The organism is Pseudomonas sp. PHC1, assembly GCF_046487845.1.
Lineage (GTDB): Bacteria > Pseudomonadota > Gammaproteobacteria > Pseudomonadales > Pseudomonadaceae > Aquipseudomonas > Aquipseudomonas sputi.
Map to the genome: position 1 here is coordinate 322,505 of NZ_JBJXHJ010000002.1, position 15,520 is coordinate 338,024.

The following is a 15,520-nucleotide window of genomic DNA, read 5'->3' on the forward strand; positions in this document are numbered from 1 at the left end:
TTCAGCCAAGAAACAGCTGATAGGCCGGGTTGTCGCTTTCGTCCCAGTACGGGTAGCCGATTTCCTCAAGGGCTGCGGGCACCAGATGACGTTCGTCGTGGGGCACTTGCAGGCCCGCCACCACGCGGCCGTCCGCTGCACCGTGGTTGCGGTAGTGGAACATCGAGATGTTCCAGCGACCGCCAAGCTTGTTGAGAAAGTTGAACAGCGCGCCCGGACGCTCCGGGAACTCGAAGCGCAGCACCACTTCATCGACCACGTGCGCGGCGCGACCGCCCACCATGTGGCGGATGTGCAGTTTGGCCAGTTCGTTGTCGGTCAGATCGAGCACTGGGAAACCCTGCTCGGTCAGGCTCGCCAGCAGTGCACTGCGCGGATCGTTGTCCGGGTGGGTCTGCACGCCGACGAAGATGTGCGCTTCGCTGCCATTGTTATAGCGGTAGTTGAATTCGGTGATCTGGCGCTTGCCGATGGCCTCGCAGAAGGCCTTGAAGCTGCCGGCCTTCTCCGGGATGGTCACGGCGATGATCGCTTCGCGGCCTTCACCCAGTTCGGCGCGCTCGGCGACGTGGCGCAAGCGGTCGAAGTTGACGTTGGCCCCGGAGTCGATGGCCACGAAAGTCTGGCCGCTGACGCCGCGCTGCTCGACGTACTTCTTGATCCCGGCCACGCCGAGGGCGCCGGCCGGTTCGGTGATCGAACGGGTGTCGTCGTAGATGTCCTTGATCGCCGCGCAGATTTCGTCGGTGCTGACGGTGATCACTTCATCGACGTAATCCTTGCAGATGTCGAAGGTGTGCTGGCCGATCTGTGCCACCGCCACGCCGTCGGCGAAGATGCCCACGGTCGGCAGCACTACGCGTTCGCCTGCCGCCATCGCCGCTTGCAAACAGTTGGAGTCGTCGGGCTCGACGCCGATGACCTTGATGTCCGGGCGCAGGTATTTCACGTATGCCGCGATGCCGGCGATCAGACCGCCGCCGCCCACCGGAACGAAGATCGCGTCCAGCGGCTGCGGGTGCTGGCGCAGGATTTCCATCGCCACGGTGCCCTGCCCGGCAATGGTGTGCGGATCGTCGTACGGGTGGATGTAGACGTAGCCTTTTTCATCGACCAGTTTCAGCGAGTAGGCCAGGGCTTCCGGGAAGGAATCGCCGTGCAGCACCACTTTGCCGCCACGCGAGCGCACGCCTTCGACCTTGATCTCCGGGGTGGTCTTGGGCATCACGATGGTCGCTTTCACGCCCAGCACTTTGGCCGCCAGGGCCAGGCCCTGCGCGTGGTTGCCCGCCGACGCGGTGACCACGCCGCGTGCGCGCTCTTCATCGCTCAGTTGCGTCAGCTTGTTGTAGGCGCCGCGAATCTTGAACGAGAACACTGGCTGCAAGTCTTCGCGCTTGAGCCAAATGTCATTGCCCAGCCGCTCGGAGAGCTGGCGAGCGTTCTGCAGCGGGGTTTCTACGGCAACGTCATAAACGCGCGAGGTGAGGATCTTTTTGACGTACTGTTCGAGCATCGGAAAGCATCACTGAGCGGTTGAGCGGGACCGAGGAGTCTAACCCGGCTTTTGCCCGCACGACCACACGAATCCAGAGGTTTTAGCCGCGCTTGCGGCTATAATGCCGGCCTTTCCGTTCTCACCTTGCCCGCTTCCGGAGCCCGCATGACCCAGGATCAACTCAAACAGGCCGTGGCCCAGGCCGCCGTCGACTTCATCCTTCCGAAACTCGACGACAAGAGCATCGTCGGCGTCGGCACCGGCTCCACCGCCAACTGCTTCATCGACGCCCTGGCCCAGCACAAGGGCGCGTTCGATGGCGCGGTCGCGAGCTCCGAAGCCACCGCCGCGCGCCTCAAGGGCCACGGGATTCCGGTGTACGAGCTGAACACCGTGAGCAACCTGGAGTTCTACGTCGACGGCGCCGATGAAAGCGACGAACACCTGAACCTGATCAAGGGCGGCGGCGCAGCCCTGACCCGCGAGAAGATCGTCGCGGCCGTGGCCCAGACTTTCATCTGCATCGCCGACGCCAGCAAACTGGTGCCGGTGCTGGGCGCCTTCCCGCTGCCGGTGGAAGTGATCCCGATGGCCCGCAGCCACGTCGCTCGCCAGCTGGTAAAACTGGGCGGCGACCCGGTCTACCGCGAAGGCGTGCTGACTGACAACGGCAACATCATCCTCGACGTGCACAACCTGCAGATCACCAACCCGGTGGAGCTGGAAGCGCAGATCAATGCGATCGTCGGCGTGGTCACCAACGGCCTGTTCGCGGCGCGTCCGGCGGATCTGCTGTTGCTGGGTACCAGCGAAGGCGTGAAGACCCTCAAGGCTGAGTAAGCCAGTCTGCCCACATTTTGTGGGTCGATAAAAAACTTGTGGGAGCTGGCTTGCCAGCTCCCACAATGTTTTTGTGGTGCGAATCAGTTCTGCGCAGGCTTGCTGAAGACATAAAACAGATTCGGCTCGCTCACCAGATACAACGTCCCTTCGTCATCCATCGCGATACCTTCGGCCTGCGGCACGGTTTTCTTCAGGCCCTGCCGACCACCGCTCAACGACAGGGTACTCAGCGGGCGCCCGTCCACATCCAATTCCAGTATCAGCCGTGACTCGTCGGACAGCGCCAGCAAATGGCCGCTGCGCTCGTCGTATTGCAGGCTCGACAGATCGCGCACGAACATCCCGGCATCGCGCTTGGGATTGTTGATCACGTGTACCGCGTAGGATTTTTCCGGATTGAAGTGCGGGAAACCGTGCACTTCATAGATCAGCATCGGATCCCGCTCCTTGGCCACGAACAGGCGCTTGCCCACCGAGTCGTAAGCCAGGCCTTCAAACCCCTTGTTGCCGCTCATGTGCACCCCGAGGGTCATTTGCTCGGCGTCCGCTGCATCAAGGAACGTGGTGTCGTGCTCCAGATGGATCTTGATCAGCCGTTGCTGGCGCTCGTCGGTGATCACGTAGGTGTTGGCACTGATGAACTCCACCGCTTCCGGATCGCCAAAACCGATCAAGGCGACACGGCGCAGGATCGTGCCATCCAGCGACAGCTCGATCAGTTCGGCATTCTTGTTGGTCACCGTGAACAGGCTCTTGCGCACCGGATCGTAAGTCAGCGCCGAGACATCGTCGTTCAACCCGTCAATGACCTTCGCTTCAATGTCGACCCGATACCGATCAAGCCCGATGGCCTCGCTGCTCATCGGCTGCCAGAGCGTATGCAGGTTGAACCAGGCTCGCTCGAACAGACGCATGTATTGGCCGATCGCAATCAATGCGATCAGGGCAATCATCGACAGGATGATGAACAGAGGCTTGGGGCGGGCAAGTCGACGCATTCAGGCAGGCTCGGAGTCAAAACAGGCGGATGAAATATCACGCCTGTCTGAACTGAAGCTTAATGGCCACTTGCCTCAGGCCACAACTCCACAGATCTGCAATCCCTGCAGGAGAGATTACTTCTGCTTTTCAAAGCGGTAGAACAGGTTCGGCTCGCTGACCATGTACAGCGTGCCCGAGTCATCCATGGTCACGCCTTCGGCGCGGGGAATGGTTTTCTTCAAACCGTTGAAACCGCCGAGCAGGGTCATGAAACTGACTTGTTCGCCCTTCTTGTCCAGCTCCAGCAACAGGTGCGAATCGGCAGACAGCACCAGGGTGTGGCCGGTGCGCGGGTCGATCGCCAGGGCCGACAGGTTGCGAATGTCGAGTTCATCGCTGTCGAGTTTCTGCTTGTCCCCTTTTAGTGCCTGGCTGCCGTCGCTTTTCCAGGTGAACAGCGCAGGCGGACGCTCTTCACCCAACAGCAGTTGCTGGTTACGGGCGTCCCAGGTGATGGCTTCGAAGGCCTTGTTCTGGTCTTTCGACGGGCCCAGGTCGTATTTCGGGAAATCGTCGCGCTTCAGCTCGCGGGTCTCGGCATCGACCTTGACGATGGAAAGCAGGTGCTCGCGTTCATCGACAATCGCCATCAAGCCGTTTTCCATCACCGTCAGGCCTTCCGGGTTGCTCCAGCCCACCAGCGGCATCTTGCGCAGCACGTCACCCTGCAGGGTCAGCTCGACCAGAAACGGATTCTTGCCCATCACCGAAAACAGGGTTTTGGTCTGCGGGTTATAGGACAGGTCCGAAGCTTCGTCCTTTTCCATGCCTGGCAGCGGTTTGGCGTCGATGACCACACGGTAGTCCGGGAGCCAGACGCTTTCCTGCTTCTCGGCCTGACTTTCGAAACGCTCGAGCAGCCACAGCACGCCCCGGTCATCCCAATGCATGGCAAACGCCAGCCCGTACGCAGCGGCGGCAGCCAACAAAAGCCAGGAATACCAGCGCAGGGCGAAGCGTGAACGACGAGCGGGTTTGAGCTGAGTTTGAGAGGACATCAAAGGACGCATTCCGAAAATTCAGGCTACGGGTAATAGCACAAAGAGGCCGGCTCAGACGCCAGAATGACCGGAATTATCCGGACAAAATGTGAAAAAAACGGTAAATGGCCGGAATGCCTTTGTGTTTGCGAGCTGCCACACAAAAACAAATGTGGGAGCCAGCCTGCTGGCGATGGCGGTGTATCAGTCGAATGAAACATCAACTGACGGTCCGTCATCGCCAGCAGGCTGGCTCCCACAAAGGTATTTCAGAGTTGCAGTCAGCGAACGCTGCTGGTGAAGCGACTGGCGCCCGGCAGTTCCAGCACGATCTCATCGCCAACGTTCAGCGGGCCGACGCCCACCGGCGTGCCGGTCAGGATCACGTCACCGGCCTGCAGCGAGAAGCAGCCGGCCATGTGCTGGATCATCGGCACGATCGGGTTGAGCATCGCGCTGCTGTTGCCGTCCTGGCGCACCTCACCATTGATGGTCAGGCGAATGCCGATGTCGGTCAGGTCAGCGAAAGTGCTGCCAACCACAAACGGCGCGATCACCGCCGCGCCGTCGAACGACTTGGCGATTTCCCACGGCAGGCCCTTGGACTTGAGCTCGGCCTGCTTGTCACGCAGGGTCAGGTCCAGCGCCGGGGCGAAACCGGAGATCGCGTCCAGCACTTCTTCACGGCTTGGTCTGGTTGACAGCGGTTTGCCGATCAACACGGCGATTTCCGCTTCGTAATGCACGGACCCACGCTCGGTCGGAATACTGAAACCGCCTTCCAGCGGCACCACGCAACTGCCCGGTTTGATGAACAGCAACGGCTCGGTAGGCACCGGGTTGTCCAGTTCCTTGGCGTGTTCGGCGTAGTTACGGCCGATGCACACCACCTTCCCCAGCGGAAAATGAATCCGCGTACCGTCGACATACTGGTGCTGATAGCTCATTACCGACTCCTGCCTTCATTGATTCATCAGGGATTGCCAATCAAACCGAGAAGATCTTGCCCGGGTTCATGATGCCGTTCGGGTCGAACACCGCCTTGACTGCTTTCATGTACTCGATTTCCACCGGCGAGCGGCTGTAGGTCAAGTAGTCGCGCTTGGTCATGCCCACCCCGTGTTCGGCGGAAATCGAACCGTTGTACTTCTCGACGGTTTCGAACACCCACTTGTTGACGGTGGCGCACTTGGCGAAAAACTCGTCCTTGCTCAGGTTGTCCGGCTTGAGAATGTTCAGGTGCAGGTTGCCGTCGCCGATGTGGCCGAACCAGACGATTTCGAAGTCAGGATAGTGTTCGCCGACGATCGCGTCGATTTCCTGCAGGAACGCCGGGACTTTGGAGACGGTCACCGAGATGTCGTTCTTGTACGGTGTCCAGTGGGAGATGGTTTCGGAGATGTACTCACGCAGCTTCCACAGGTTCTGCAATTGGGTTTCGCTCTGGCTCATCACACCGTCCAGCACCCAACCCTGCTCCACGCAATGCTCGAAGGTTTCCAGGGCGGTGTTGGCCACTTCTTCGGTGGTCGCCTCGAATTCCAGCAAGGCATAGAACGGGCAGTCGGTTTCGAACGGCGCGGGGACATCGCCACGGCCCATGACCTTGGCCAGCGCCTTGTCGGAGAAAAATTCGAACGCGGTCAGGTCGAGGCGACCCTGGAAGGCATGCAGCACCGGCATGATCGAATCGAAATCGGCGGTGCCAAGGACCATTGCGGTCAGGTTCTTCGGCGCGCGATCCAGGCGCATGGTGGCCTCGACCACAAAACCGAGGGTACCTTCGGCGCCGATGAACAGCTGCCGCAGGTCATAACCGGTGGCGTTCTTGATCAGATCCTTGTTCAGTTCCAGCACATCGCCCTTGCCGGTCACGACTTTCATGCCCGCCACCCAATTGCGGGTCATGCCGTAGCGAATGACCTTGATCCCGCCGGCATTGGTGCCGATATTGCCGCCAATCTGGCTGGAACCTGCAGAGGCGAAATCCACCGGGTAGTACAGATCATGTTCTTCGGCCGCGTTCTGCAATTGCGCGGTGACCACGCCCGGCTGACAGACGGCGGTGCGGTCGGTGAGGTTGATGTCGAGAATCCGGTTCATGTAGTCGAACGACACGACCACTTCGCCATTGGCGGCCACGGCCGCGGCGGAAAGACCGGTGCGCCCGCCCGACGGCACCAGCGCCACGTTGTGTTCGTTGGCCCAGCGGACGACGGCCTGCACCTGCTCGATGGTCTTGGGAAACACAATGGCGCTGGGCGCCGGGGCGAAGTGCTTGGTCCAATCCTTGCCATAAGCGTTCAGGGAGTCGGCATCGGTCAGAACTTTGCCAGGCTCGACCAGGGTCTTCAGTTCATCAATCAGGGCAGGATTGGTCATCGACGGAACTCTCGAACAATTCATGGTCATCCTGAGAACGCTTCACGTCGCAGGAATGAGTGTTTAGCGGGGTGGCTATGCTAGCATACCGACCCCGCAGGCCAGCGCCCAAGGCCGGTTCTGCGGTGACGGCTTTCTTGCCGTGCGGGTCAGCTCCAGGCTGCTCCCCTCCCTGCCATTTTTCTCCGGGATACAGGTTTACGCAGATGAGCAAGACTTCTCTCGATAAGAGCAAGATCAAGTTCCTTCTTCTCGAAGGCGTCCACCAATCGGCTGTCGACGTCCTCAAGGCGGCGGGCTACACCAGCATCGAATACCTGACAGGCTCCCTGCCGGAAGCCCAGCTCAAGGAAAAGATCGCTGACGCTCACTTCATCGGCATTCGTTCGCGCACCCAACTGACCGAAGAGATCTTCGATCACGCGAAGAAACTGGTCGCCGTCGGCTGTTTCTGCATCGGCACCAACCAGGTTGACCTGGACGCGGCCCGCGAGCGCGGCATCGCCGTGTTCAACGCGCCGTACTCCAACACCCGCTCCGTGGCCGAGCTGGTGCTGGCCGAAGCGATCCTGCTGCTGCGCGGCATCCCTGAGAAAAACGCTTCCTGCCACCGTGGCGGCTGGATCAAGTCCGCAGCCAACTCCTTTGAGATCCGTGGCAAGAAACTGGGCATCGTCGGCTACGGCTCGATCGGTACTCAGCTGTCGGTCCTGGCGGAAGGTCTGGGCATGCAGGTGTTCTTCTACGACACCGTGACCAAGCTGCCACTGGGCAACGCGACCCAGGTCGGCAACCTACACGAGTTGCTGGGTATGTCCGATATCGTCACCCTGCACGTACCGGAAACCGCTGCGACCCAGTGGATGATCGGCGAGAAGGAAATCCGCGCCATCAAGAAAGGCGGCATTCTGATCAACGCGGCACGCGGTACCGTGGTCGAGCTGGATCACTTGGCCGCTGCGATCAAGGACAAGCACCTGATCGGCGCCGCCATCGACGTGTTCCCGGTCGAGCCGCGCTCCAACGACGAAGAGTTCGAAAGCCCGCTGCGTGGCCTGGACAACGTGATCCTGACCCCGCACATCGGCGGTTCTACCGCCGAAGCGCAGGCCAACATCGGTCTGGAAGTGGCTGAGAAACTGGTCAAGTACAGCGACAACGGTACTTCGGTATCGTCCGTGAACTTCCCGGAAGTGGCCCTGCCGGCTCATCCTGGCAAGCACCGCCTGCTGCACATCCACGAGAACATTCCGGGTGTGATGAGCGAGATCAACAAGGTCTTCGCCGAAAACGGCATCAACATCTCCGGTCAGTTCCTGCAGACCAACGAGAAAGTCGGCTACGTGGTGATCGACGTCGACGCCGAGTACTCGGAGCTGGCGCAAGAGAAGCTGCAACACGTCAACGGTACCATCCGTAGCCGCGTGTTGTTCTGATCAAGCGTTGAGCGACAAAAAAGGGAGCCCCTCGGGGCTCCCTTTTTTATGCACGCGAAAACGTCATTCTACGTTGACGGTGATCTTCTTCGACACGATCGGCGGATCGAACGCCATGTGGCCGCTGTCGCCCAGCTCCAGTTGCAGGGTGTGCTTGCCCGGTGCGAGCTTGATGTCGGCCTGGGTCTGCGCCTTGCCGAAGTGCATGTGGTTGGCGTCGGTCGGCACGACGGAACCGGCCGGCACGATTTCCTTGGCATCGATCAGCAGATGGTGATGACCGGTGTTTTTGGTGACGTCACCGGCAGGTGCCAGCGCGATGTCCTTTACACCGAACTTGACCGTGAAGGTCTGCGCAACCGTGGCTCCGTCCTCGGGAGAAACGATGAACACTTCGGCGCCCTTCGGTGCCGGTGTGGCCGCACTGGCCAGTACCGAAACCCCCATCAGCACACCGGCCAACGCTGCACGTGACATAAAGCTTTTCATTTTCTTCTCCAGTTTTTCCGTAAAATCCGCACGGTCATGACAACTTCATGACCATTCGTTGTCGAAGGCACTCGACAACCATAGCAAAGCGAGCCTGGAAAACAGGCCGATATCGATTTCAAAGGAGTGACCATGCGTTTTCTGCCTGGCCTGATCTGCCTGCTTCCCCTTCTGAGCCCTCTGGCTCACGCCGAACTGATTGATGACGTCTACGACCGTGGCGAGCTGCGCATTGCCCTTGAGGCTAATACACCGCCCTTCAATTTCAAGGACGGCGACACGCTCACCGGGTTCGAGGTCGAGCTTGGGCAGCTGCTGGCCAACGAACTGGATGTGCGGGCCGACTTCATCGTCACCGACGAAGCCGATCTGCTCCAGGGCGTCGAAAGCGGCAAGTACGACGTCGCGCTCAACCACATAGCACTGACCCCGGAACTCAAGGATCGTTTCGATTTCAGCGAGCCTTACACGCAGGTCAATACGCAATTGCTGGCGAAAAAGGACGAGCAACCTCGGCCCATGGTGCTGGTGCAGACGCTGACAGAAGAAAAACCGAAGGTCGGCCCGCCGGTTGATCTGGCGATACCGTTTCAGAAGGGTAACCCGGCGTTTCGCGCGAGCCTGGAGAATGCCTTGCAGCGGATCAGAGCCGACGGGCGGCTGGAGGCGTTGTCGAAGAAGTGGTTGAGTGTGCAGGCGACGGAAAACTGAAGTGAGCGTGACTAGTCGAGCACGTTGAGGGCCTGTGCAGCCTGCGGCAGTTCGAGTTCGCTGAAGACCTGCACCCCATGGCGCTTGAGCAATGCGGCGGTAACGCCCTCGCCACTCACCTTCACCCCACTGAACGTGCCGTCATAGGTCAACAGATTCCCGCAGGAAGGACTGCTGGCCTTGAGCACCGCCACCCGAATCCCGTGCTTTTTCACCAGCGCCAGCGCCTGCCGTGCTCCGTCGAGAAACTGCGCGCTGACATCTTCGCCCTCGGTGGTGATCACCGAGGCGCGCCCGTCCAGCACCTCGCTGCCCTGCCCGCCCGGAATCTCCGCTGCCGCGCGTGGCGTCGGCAAACCACCGGCGACTTCCGGACACAGCGGCACTACCCGGCCTTCGCTGATCCACTGCTCCAGCAGATCGAACGGCCCGCTGGCTCCACCGTCGTAACGCACGCGATGGCCCAACAGGTAGCGACTGACCAAAATCCTGTGCATCTCAGAACGGCTCGTTGCCGCGGCGGCGGAACCAGCCTGTCAGCGACAGCCGCTCGCGATTGGCCGGCAACACTTCATGGGGGACTTCGCCGGAGAGGAACACCACCAGACAACCGCCCGTAGGCTGGACGTCATGAACGCGATCGTTCTCCAGGTACATGCGCAGTTGCCCGCCATCTTCCGGCAGCCAGCCGTCATTGAGGTAGATCACCGCCGAGACCATACGCCGGTCATCGTCGCGAAAACGGTCGACATGCTTGCGGTAGAACGCACCCGGCGGGTACAGGGCGAAATGGCACTCAAAGTCTTCCAGCCCCAGGAACAATCCGCGGTTGAGCGCTTCGCGCAGGCTGTCCATCAGGTTCAGGTAGCGGTCGCTGGCCTGCGCCTGACCGGGGTCGATCCATTGGATATGGTCGCCACGAATGCCCTCACGGATCTCCGAAAAGGGACCACGTCCAACCGCCGCCGGCGCCAGTTCACCTTCGGCGTCACGTTTGCGGCACTCGGCCGCCAGTGCGCGGGTCAAATCCGCAGGCAGGAAAATGTTCTGCTGCGACCAGCCGTGCTCGGCCAGGTCGTCGACGATACGTAACAGCAGCGGGTGATCAGAGGATATTTGCATGGCGCGCATAGTATGCCTGCGGCAAGAAATCCGACAGAGCCACGCGGCGGCTGGATACGAATTCTCGACAAGTACTGGCACCGCACGGAGAATAGTCGGCTGCCGACAGGAGTCCTTATGCGCCGTTTGCTTTTTTCATTGTTGATGTTCTGCGTTTTGCCCGCCTGGGCGGACGGCCACGACCAGTTGTACAAGGCCGCCGGCTGGCCAGAACAACGCGCGCATTTCAATGACGCCCTGAGTGCCGCGCAGCAGCGTTACCAGAACAGCCTGCCGCCGGCGGTGTTTCAGGCGCTGGTGAACAACAGCAACCAGCGCTTCGCCCCTCAGGCCGTGGATCGACGCGCCGAAGCCCAATTGCGCAAGAACCTCGCCGATCCGAAACCGGCCCTGTCGTTCTTTCAGTCACCATTGGGCAAGAAGATCGTCGCCGCCGAACTGCTGGCGACCCGCCGCGATCAACTGGCGAAAAACGCCAAGGGCCTGCCAAAGATGCCGGCCAGCGACACTCGCCTGCTGATCATCGGCCACCTCGCCCAGGCCCTGCCCGCCCGTGAAGCCGGCGCCGAAGTCAGTCTGGCGATTGCCGGCGTGGCGGCGGACAGCCTGAGTTCGATGATTCCCGGCCTGCTCGGCGGCGGTCAGGCCCAAGGCATGTTGAACGGTCAACGCCAGCGCCTGATGGATCAGATCGGCGCCGACCTGAACAACACGCTGCTGTATGTCTATCGCGACTTGTCGGATGAGGAACTGGAAGAGTTCGCGACCTTTGCTGAATCCACCGAAGGCAAAGCCTACTATCAGGCCGCGCTGGCAGCGATCCGCGCCGGGCTGGCCGTCGGCCAGAGCACCTCGAACCTCAACCAGTGATCTAGGGGTTGCGGCCCTTGATCCGCTTGCTCAAGAACTCGAAATACTCCTCGCGCATTTCCGCCGTCTCGTTGGCCAGGTGATGCCGCGCCTCGGCCAGCAACAGAATCTGCGGCCGGTCGAATTTCCACTTCATCACTTGCAGGTTGTGCTGCCAGTCCACGGTCATGTCGGCCTGGCCCTGGACGATCAGTGGCCGGCGCGGACTTTTCTTCGCGTATTCCACCCGGTTGATCCAGCGCGACAACGCCCCGACCCACGCGGTCGGCAAGCGCTTTGGCTGCAACGGATCGGCCTGCAGGAACGACAGGAAATCCGGGTCGTTGGAGTTCTCGCTGAAACGCCGGGCGATACCCCTGACAAACGGCCTGAGCAGGTAATAGCTGAACTGCGACCAGCCCCAGGCACGCGGACGCACCAACGGCGCCAGCAGAATCAACTGCCCCTGGGCCGGGCTGTTTTCGCCATGATTGAGCACGTGATCGACAATGATCGCCCCGCCGGTGCTTTGCCCGCACAAGTGCCACGGCTGCGGCAGCGCCATCGAGCGCGCCTCGGCGAACAGGCCTTGCAACGCATCCTGATACTCGGAGAAATCACGGATACTCGCCCGCTCGCCACTGGACAGACCATGCCCCGGCAGATCGCAGGCAATCACCGCAAACCCCTGATCCAGCGCCCACTCGATCACGTGCCGGTAGAGGCCGGTGTGGTCATAAAAACCGTGCACCAGAAACAGCGTGGCCTTGGCCGTCTCCGCCGGCCACCAGCAATGACTGACCAGTTGATAACCATCGATGTCGAACCGGCCCATGCCCCGCCAGACATCACGCTCCGGGAAGTCGGTCTGGTAGAACCGCTGATACGCCTTCGCCTCCTCGGACAACGGCTGCCACTCGGCCAGAGGCTTGAGGCTCGCACGCAGATGATCGGGATCGAAGGCAACAGACATGGGCAATTCCAGCGCGGTAAACGGACTTTATCGGCCTGCGATATTCATCTGTCGCGGCAAGCATGGCAAGCTAGCGCGCTCTTGAGGACTCAAATCCATGCGCTCGCCCTACCGCACCGCACTGTTTGCCAGCCTGCTCGCCATCGTGTGCGCCGGCGTGCTGTGGGCCGCGTACGACTGGTTTCAGGGCCGCTACCTGCGGGCGTTCAGCGAACACACCGCGGTGTTTTCCGGCGACCCGTTGCGCCTGCCCGACGACCTCGCCGGCCCCGGCAATATCCGTCTGGTGCATTTCTGGGACCCGGCCTGCCCGTGCAATGTCGGCAATCAACAGCACCTGACCGAAATGGTCGAACAGTTCGGCCCCCAGGGCGTGGAGTTCTTCGCCGTGCAGAAGGCCGGCAGCCACGGCCAGTTGCCCACCACACTCCGCAATCTGAAAACCATCGCGGTGCTGCCCGGCGCCGAACAGATTCCCGCCAGCCCCGCCGTGGCAATCTGGGATCGCAGCGGCAGACTGGCGTACTTCGGCCCGTACAGCGAAGGCCTGACCTGCAACTCCAGCAACAGTTTTATCGAACCGATCCTGCAGGCGTTGAGCGATGATCGCCCGGTCAATGCGACGCACACGCTGGCAGTCGGTTGCTACTGCCCGTGGCCGGTGCAGACGAAGTAAGGCATTCCGGACATTTCAAGGACGGCGATGCGCAGCACATGAGGCGTGTGCTAATTGTTTGCAACCCGCACGGGCGGCAATCCCGAATGCACAAGGAGTCACCATGAAACGCGTTTTCACCGTTCTTGCCTTGCTCATCGTTGCCCTGCTCGCCGCCGGCGGCTGGTATGTCTACAGCAAGCAACCGACGCGTCAGGGCCAGGTGGAGTTGCGCAACCTGCAAGGCTCGGTGACCGTGCGTTACGACGAACGCGGCGTGCCGCACATCCGTGCTGAAAACGAAACCGACCTCTACCGCGCCCTCGGTTATGTGCACGCCCAGGATCGCCTCTTTCAGATGGAAGCCATGCGCCGTCTGGCCCGGGGCGAACTGGCCGAGGTGCTCGGGCCGAAACTGCTCGACACCGACAAGTTGTTCCGCAGCCTGCGCATCCGCGAGCGTGCCGCCAGTTACGTGGCCGGCCTCGACAGGCAGTCGCCGGCGTGGAAGGCCCTGCAAGCCTATCTGGATGGCATCAATCAATATCAGGACGCGCACGCCGCCCCTGTCGAGTTCGACGTGCTGGGCATCCCCAAGCGGCCGTTCACCGCTGAAGACAGCATCAGCGTTGCCGGCTACATGGCGTACAGCTTCGCCGCCGCGTTTCGCACCGAACCGCTGCTGACCTACGTGCGCGATCAACTGGGCGCCGACTACCTCAACGTCTTCGATCTCGACTGGCAGCCCAAGGGCGTGCTCGCCAAGGGCCACCCCGGCACCGCACCGGCCCTCGCCGCCGAAGACTGGAAAGACCTGAACACCCTCGCCCGCGTCAGCGAACAGGCGCTGATCGACAACGGGCTGCCGCAGTTCGAAGGCAGCAACGCCTGGGTGATCGCCGGCAGCCGCAGCAAGAGCACCAAGCCTTTACTGGCAGGCGATCCGCATATTCGCTTTTCGGTGCCGTCGGTGTGGTACGAGGCGCAGCTGTCGGCCCCGGGCTTCGAGCTCTACGGTCATCATCAGGCGCTGGTGCCGTTTGCCTTTCTCGGCCACAACCTGGATTTCGGCTGGAGCCTGACCATGTTCCAGAACGATGACCTCGATCTGATCGCCGAGAAGGTCAATCCGGACAACCCGGATCAGGTCTGGTATCGCGGCCATTGGACCGACCTGGTCAAGACCGAGCAGCAGATCGCGGTGAAAGGCCAGGCCCCGGTGACCATCACCCTGCGCCAGTCGCCCCACGGCCCGATCGTCAACGACGCCCTCGGCAGCGCCGCCGGGAAAACCCCGATTGCGATGTGGTGGGCGTTCCTCGAAACACCGAATCCGATCCTCGAAGGCTTCTACCAGCTCAACCGCGCCGACACCCTGGCCAAGGCTCGCGCCGCAGCGGCCAAGGTGCAGGCGCCGGGACTGAACATCGTCTACGCCAACGCCAAGGGCGATATCGCCTGGTGGGCCTCGGCGCTGCTGCCCAAGCGTCCGGCCGGGGTGAAGCCTGGCTTCATTTTCGACGGCAGCGGCAACCAGGCGGACAAGGACGGTTACTTCCCGTTCAGCGCCAACCCGCAGCAAGAGAACCCGGCGCGGGGCTATATCGTCTCGGCCAACTTCCAGCCGGTGTCAGCGACCGGCATGGAGATTCCCGGTTACTACAACCTCGCCGACCGTGGTCAGCAGCTCAACCGCCAGCTCGCCGACAAGAACGTGAAGTGGGACAACGAGGCCAACCAGAAGCTGCAACTGGGCACCACCACCGGTTACGGCCCGCGTCTGCTGGCGCCGTTGCTGCCGGTGCTGCGCGAGGTGGCGGGCAATCCCGCCGAGCTGAAGCTGATCGAACAACTGGCCCAGTGGCAAGGCGACTATCCGCTGGATTCAGTCAGTGCGACGGTGTTCAACCAGTTCCTGTTCAACCTCGCCGACGCGGCCATGCGCGATGAGCTGGGCAATGATTTCTTCGACACCTTGCTGTCGACCCGAGTGATCGATGCGGCCCTGCCCCGGCTGGCGGCAAATGCCGATTCGCCGTGGTGGGACAACCGCAGCACGCCGGACAAGGAGACTCGCACTGACACTGTGCGCATCGCCTGGCAGGCCAGCATGGCGCACCTCAAATCGACCCTCGGCGACGACGCTTCCGGCTGGCAATGGGGCAAGGCTCACACCCTGACTCATGGCCATCCGCTGGGGCAGCAGAAACCGCTGGATCGTATTTTCAACGTCGGTCCGTTCGCCGCGCCGGGCTCCCATGAAGTGCCGAACAACCTCTCGGCGAAGATCGGCCCGGCGCCATGGCCGGTGACTTACGGTCCGTCGACTCGGCGGCTGGTGGACTTCGCAGATCCCGCTCACAGCCTGACCATCAACCCGGTCGGCCAGAGCGGCGTGCCGTTCGACAGCCACTATGACGATCAGTCAGAGGCGTATGTGGACGGGATGTATGTGCAGGCGCACTTCAGCGAGGAAGAGGTGACGGCGAATACGCGCAGTACCTTGAAGCTGCTGCCGGCGCGGGCGGCGCAATAAGCGCC

At 61.5% G+C, this 15,520-nt stretch carries 15 protein-coding genes; 6 read left to right on the forward strand and 9 right to left on the reverse strand.

Going from position 1 to position 15,520, the window contains the following annotated elements:
• Window position 1: 1 nt before the first annotated feature.
• A complete protein-coding gene (ilvA, locus tag ACKJSM_RS04045; RefSeq protein ID WP_011336426.1) occupies window positions 2-1,516 on the reverse strand; it encodes a threonine ammonia-lyase, biosynthetic in 1,515 nt (504 codons plus the stop codon).
• A gap of 147 nt (window positions 1,517-1,663) precedes the next feature.
• Here ilvA and rpiA point away from each other — a divergent pair, with 147 nt between their 5' ends.
• The gene (gene rpiA, locus ACKJSM_RS04050) at window positions 1,664-2,338 is read left to right on the forward strand and encodes a ribose-5-phosphate isomerase RpiA (protein ID WP_007953476.1); all 675 of its coding nucleotides are present in this window, start codon (window positions 1,664-1,666) and stop codon (window positions 2,336-2,338) included.
• A gap of 83 nt (window positions 2,339-2,421) precedes the next feature.
• Here rpiA and ACKJSM_RS04055 read toward each other — a convergent pair whose 3' ends face one another.
• The 4 genes from ACKJSM_RS04055 to ACKJSM_RS04070 all read right to left on the reverse strand — a co-directional run bounded on the left by ACKJSM_RS04055 (window position 2,422) and on the right by ACKJSM_RS04070 (window position 6,744).
• Complete coding sequence (locus tag ACKJSM_RS04055) at window positions 2,422-3,339, reverse strand: SdiA-regulated domain-containing protein (RefSeq protein ID WP_410236683.1); 918 nt, start codon at window positions 3,337-3,339, stop codon at window positions 2,422-2,424.
• A gap of 117 nt (window positions 3,340-3,456) precedes the next feature.
• Window positions 3,457-4,380, reverse strand: coding sequence for an SdiA-regulated domain-containing protein (locus ACKJSM_RS04060; RefSeq protein WP_236178774.1), 924 nt, complete (start codon window positions 4,378-4,380; stop codon window positions 3,457-3,459).
• Between the two features lie 263 nt (window positions 4,381-4,643).
• On the reverse strand, window positions 4,644-5,309 hold the full coding sequence (locus tag ACKJSM_RS04065) for a fumarylacetoacetate hydrolase family protein (protein ID WP_236178773.1): 666 nt from the start codon (window positions 5,307-5,309) through the stop codon (window positions 4,644-4,646).
• Between the two features lie 40 nt (window positions 5,310-5,349).
• Window positions 5,350-6,744, reverse strand: coding sequence for an FAD-binding oxidoreductase (locus ACKJSM_RS04070; protein WP_236178772.1), 1,395 nt, complete (start codon window positions 6,742-6,744; stop codon window positions 5,350-5,352).
• Between the two features lie 206 nt (window positions 6,745-6,950).
• Here ACKJSM_RS04070 and serA point away from each other — a divergent pair, with 206 nt between their 5' ends.
• Complete coding sequence (gene serA / locus ACKJSM_RS04075; protein ID WP_007932850.1) at window positions 6,951-8,180, forward strand: phosphoglycerate dehydrogenase; 1,230 nt, start codon at window positions 6,951-6,953, stop codon at window positions 8,178-8,180.
• Window positions 8,181-8,243: 63 nt separating this feature from the next.
• On the opposite strand, the gene ACKJSM_RS04080 is transcribed toward serA, so the two are convergent.
• A complete protein-coding gene (locus tag ACKJSM_RS04080) occupies window positions 8,244-8,669 on the reverse strand; it encodes a DUF4399 domain-containing protein (RefSeq protein ID WP_236178771.1) in 426 nt (141 codons plus the stop codon).
• A gap of 132 nt (window positions 8,670-8,801) precedes the next feature.
• Here ACKJSM_RS04080 and ACKJSM_RS04085 point away from each other — a divergent pair, with 132 nt between their 5' ends.
• Window positions 8,802-9,380 (forward strand): transporter substrate-binding domain-containing protein, encoded by a 579-nt coding sequence (locus ACKJSM_RS04085; protein WP_236178770.1) that lies wholly within the window; start codon window positions 8,802-8,804, stop codon window positions 9,378-9,380.
• Window positions 9,381-9,391: 11 nt separating this feature from the next.
• Here ACKJSM_RS04085 and ACKJSM_RS04090 read toward each other — a convergent pair whose 3' ends face one another.
• Both ACKJSM_RS04090 and ACKJSM_RS04095 read right to left on the reverse strand, forming a co-directional pair.
• Window positions 9,392-9,877 (reverse strand): DUF523 domain-containing protein, encoded by a 486-nt coding sequence (locus tag ACKJSM_RS04090; protein ID WP_410236684.1) that lies wholly within the window; start codon window positions 9,875-9,877, stop codon window positions 9,392-9,394.
• Between the two features lies 1 nt (window position 9,878).
• Window positions 9,879-10,511: a 2OG-Fe(II) oxygenase gene (locus ACKJSM_RS04095; protein WP_236178768.1), complete on the reverse strand. Its 633-nt coding sequence runs from the start codon at window positions 10,509-10,511 to the stop codon at window positions 9,879-9,881.
• Window positions 10,512-10,619: 108 nt separating this feature from the next.
• On the opposite strand from ACKJSM_RS04095, the gene ACKJSM_RS04100 reads away from it, so the two are divergent.
• Window positions 10,620-11,372, forward strand: coding sequence for a DUF2059 domain-containing protein (locus tag ACKJSM_RS04100; RefSeq protein ID WP_236178767.1), 753 nt, complete (start codon window positions 10,620-10,622; stop codon window positions 11,370-11,372).
• A 1-nt stretch (window position 11,373) separates the two neighbouring features.
• On the opposite strand, the gene ACKJSM_RS04105 is transcribed toward ACKJSM_RS04100, so the two are convergent.
• Window positions 11,374-12,324 carry an alpha/beta hydrolase gene (locus tag ACKJSM_RS04105; RefSeq protein ID WP_410236685.1) on the reverse strand — a complete coding sequence of 317 codons (951 nt, stop codon included), beginning with the start codon at window positions 12,322-12,324 and terminating at the stop codon, window positions 11,374-11,376.
• Between the two features lie 97 nt (window positions 12,325-12,421).
• Here ACKJSM_RS04105 and ACKJSM_RS04110 point away from each other — a divergent pair, with 97 nt between their 5' ends.
• Both ACKJSM_RS04110 and ACKJSM_RS04115 read left to right on the forward strand, forming a co-directional pair.
• Window positions 12,422-13,000: a DUF6436 domain-containing protein gene (locus ACKJSM_RS04110; protein ID WP_410236686.1), complete on the forward strand. Its 579-nt coding sequence runs from the start codon at window positions 12,422-12,424 to the stop codon at window positions 12,998-13,000.
• 103 nt (window positions 13,001-13,103) lie between these two features.
• Window positions 13,104-15,515: a penicillin acylase family protein gene (locus tag ACKJSM_RS04115; RefSeq protein ID WP_410236687.1), complete on the forward strand. Its 2,412-nt coding sequence runs from the start codon at window positions 13,104-13,106 to the stop codon at window positions 15,513-15,515.
• The last annotated feature ends 5 nt before the right edge of the window (window positions 15,516-15,520 follow it).

Coding starts and splice junctions, on each gene's coding strand:
- ilvA (WP_011336426.1), bottom strand. CDS start 1,516: ATGCTCGAACAGTACGTCAAAAAGATCCTCACCTCGCGCGTTTATGAC.
- rpiA (WP_007953476.1), top strand. CDS start 1,664: ATGACCCAGGATCAACTCAAACAGGCCGTGGCCCAGGCCGCCGTCGAC.
- ACKJSM_RS04055 (WP_410236683.1), bottom strand. CDS start 3,339: ATGCGTCGACTTGCCCGCCCCAAGCCTCTGTTCATCATCCTGTCGATG.
- ACKJSM_RS04060 (WP_236178774.1), bottom strand. CDS start 4,380: ATGTCCTCTCAAACTCAGCTCAAACCCGCTCGTCGTTCACGCTTCGCC.
- ACKJSM_RS04065 (WP_236178773.1), bottom strand. CDS start 5,309: ATGAGCTATCAGCACCAGTATGTCGACGGTACGCGGATTCATTTTCCG.
- ACKJSM_RS04070 (WP_236178772.1), bottom strand. CDS start 6,744: ATGACCAATCCTGCCCTGATTGATGAACTGAAGACCCTGGTCGAGCCT.
- serA (WP_007932850.1), top strand. CDS start 6,951: ATGAGCAAGACTTCTCTCGATAAGAGCAAGATCAAGTTCCTTCTTCTC.
- ACKJSM_RS04080 (WP_236178771.1), bottom strand. CDS start 8,669: ATGAAAAGCTTTATGTCACGTGCAGCGTTGGCCGGTGTGCTGATGGGG.
- ACKJSM_RS04085 (WP_236178770.1), top strand. CDS start 8,802: ATGCGTTTTCTGCCTGGCCTGATCTGCCTGCTTCCCCTTCTGAGCCCT.
- ACKJSM_RS04090 (WP_410236684.1), bottom strand. CDS start 9,877: ATGCACAGGATTTTGGTCAGTCGCTACCTGTTGGGCCATCGCGTGCGT.
- ACKJSM_RS04095 (WP_236178768.1), bottom strand. CDS start 10,511: ATGCGCGCCATGCAAATATCCTCTGATCACCCGCTGCTGTTACGTATC.
- ACKJSM_RS04100 (WP_236178767.1), top strand. CDS start 10,620: ATGCGCCGTTTGCTTTTTTCATTGTTGATGTTCTGCGTTTTGCCCGCC.
- ACKJSM_RS04105 (WP_410236685.1), bottom strand. CDS start 12,324: ATGTCTGTTGCCTTCGATCCCGATCATCTGCGTGCGAGCCTCAAGCCT.
- ACKJSM_RS04110 (WP_410236686.1), top strand. CDS start 12,422: ATGCGCTCGCCCTACCGCACCGCACTGTTTGCCAGCCTGCTCGCCATC.
- ACKJSM_RS04115 (WP_410236687.1), top strand. CDS start 13,104: ATGAAACGCGTTTTCACCGTTCTTGCCTTGCTCATCGTTGCCCTGCTC.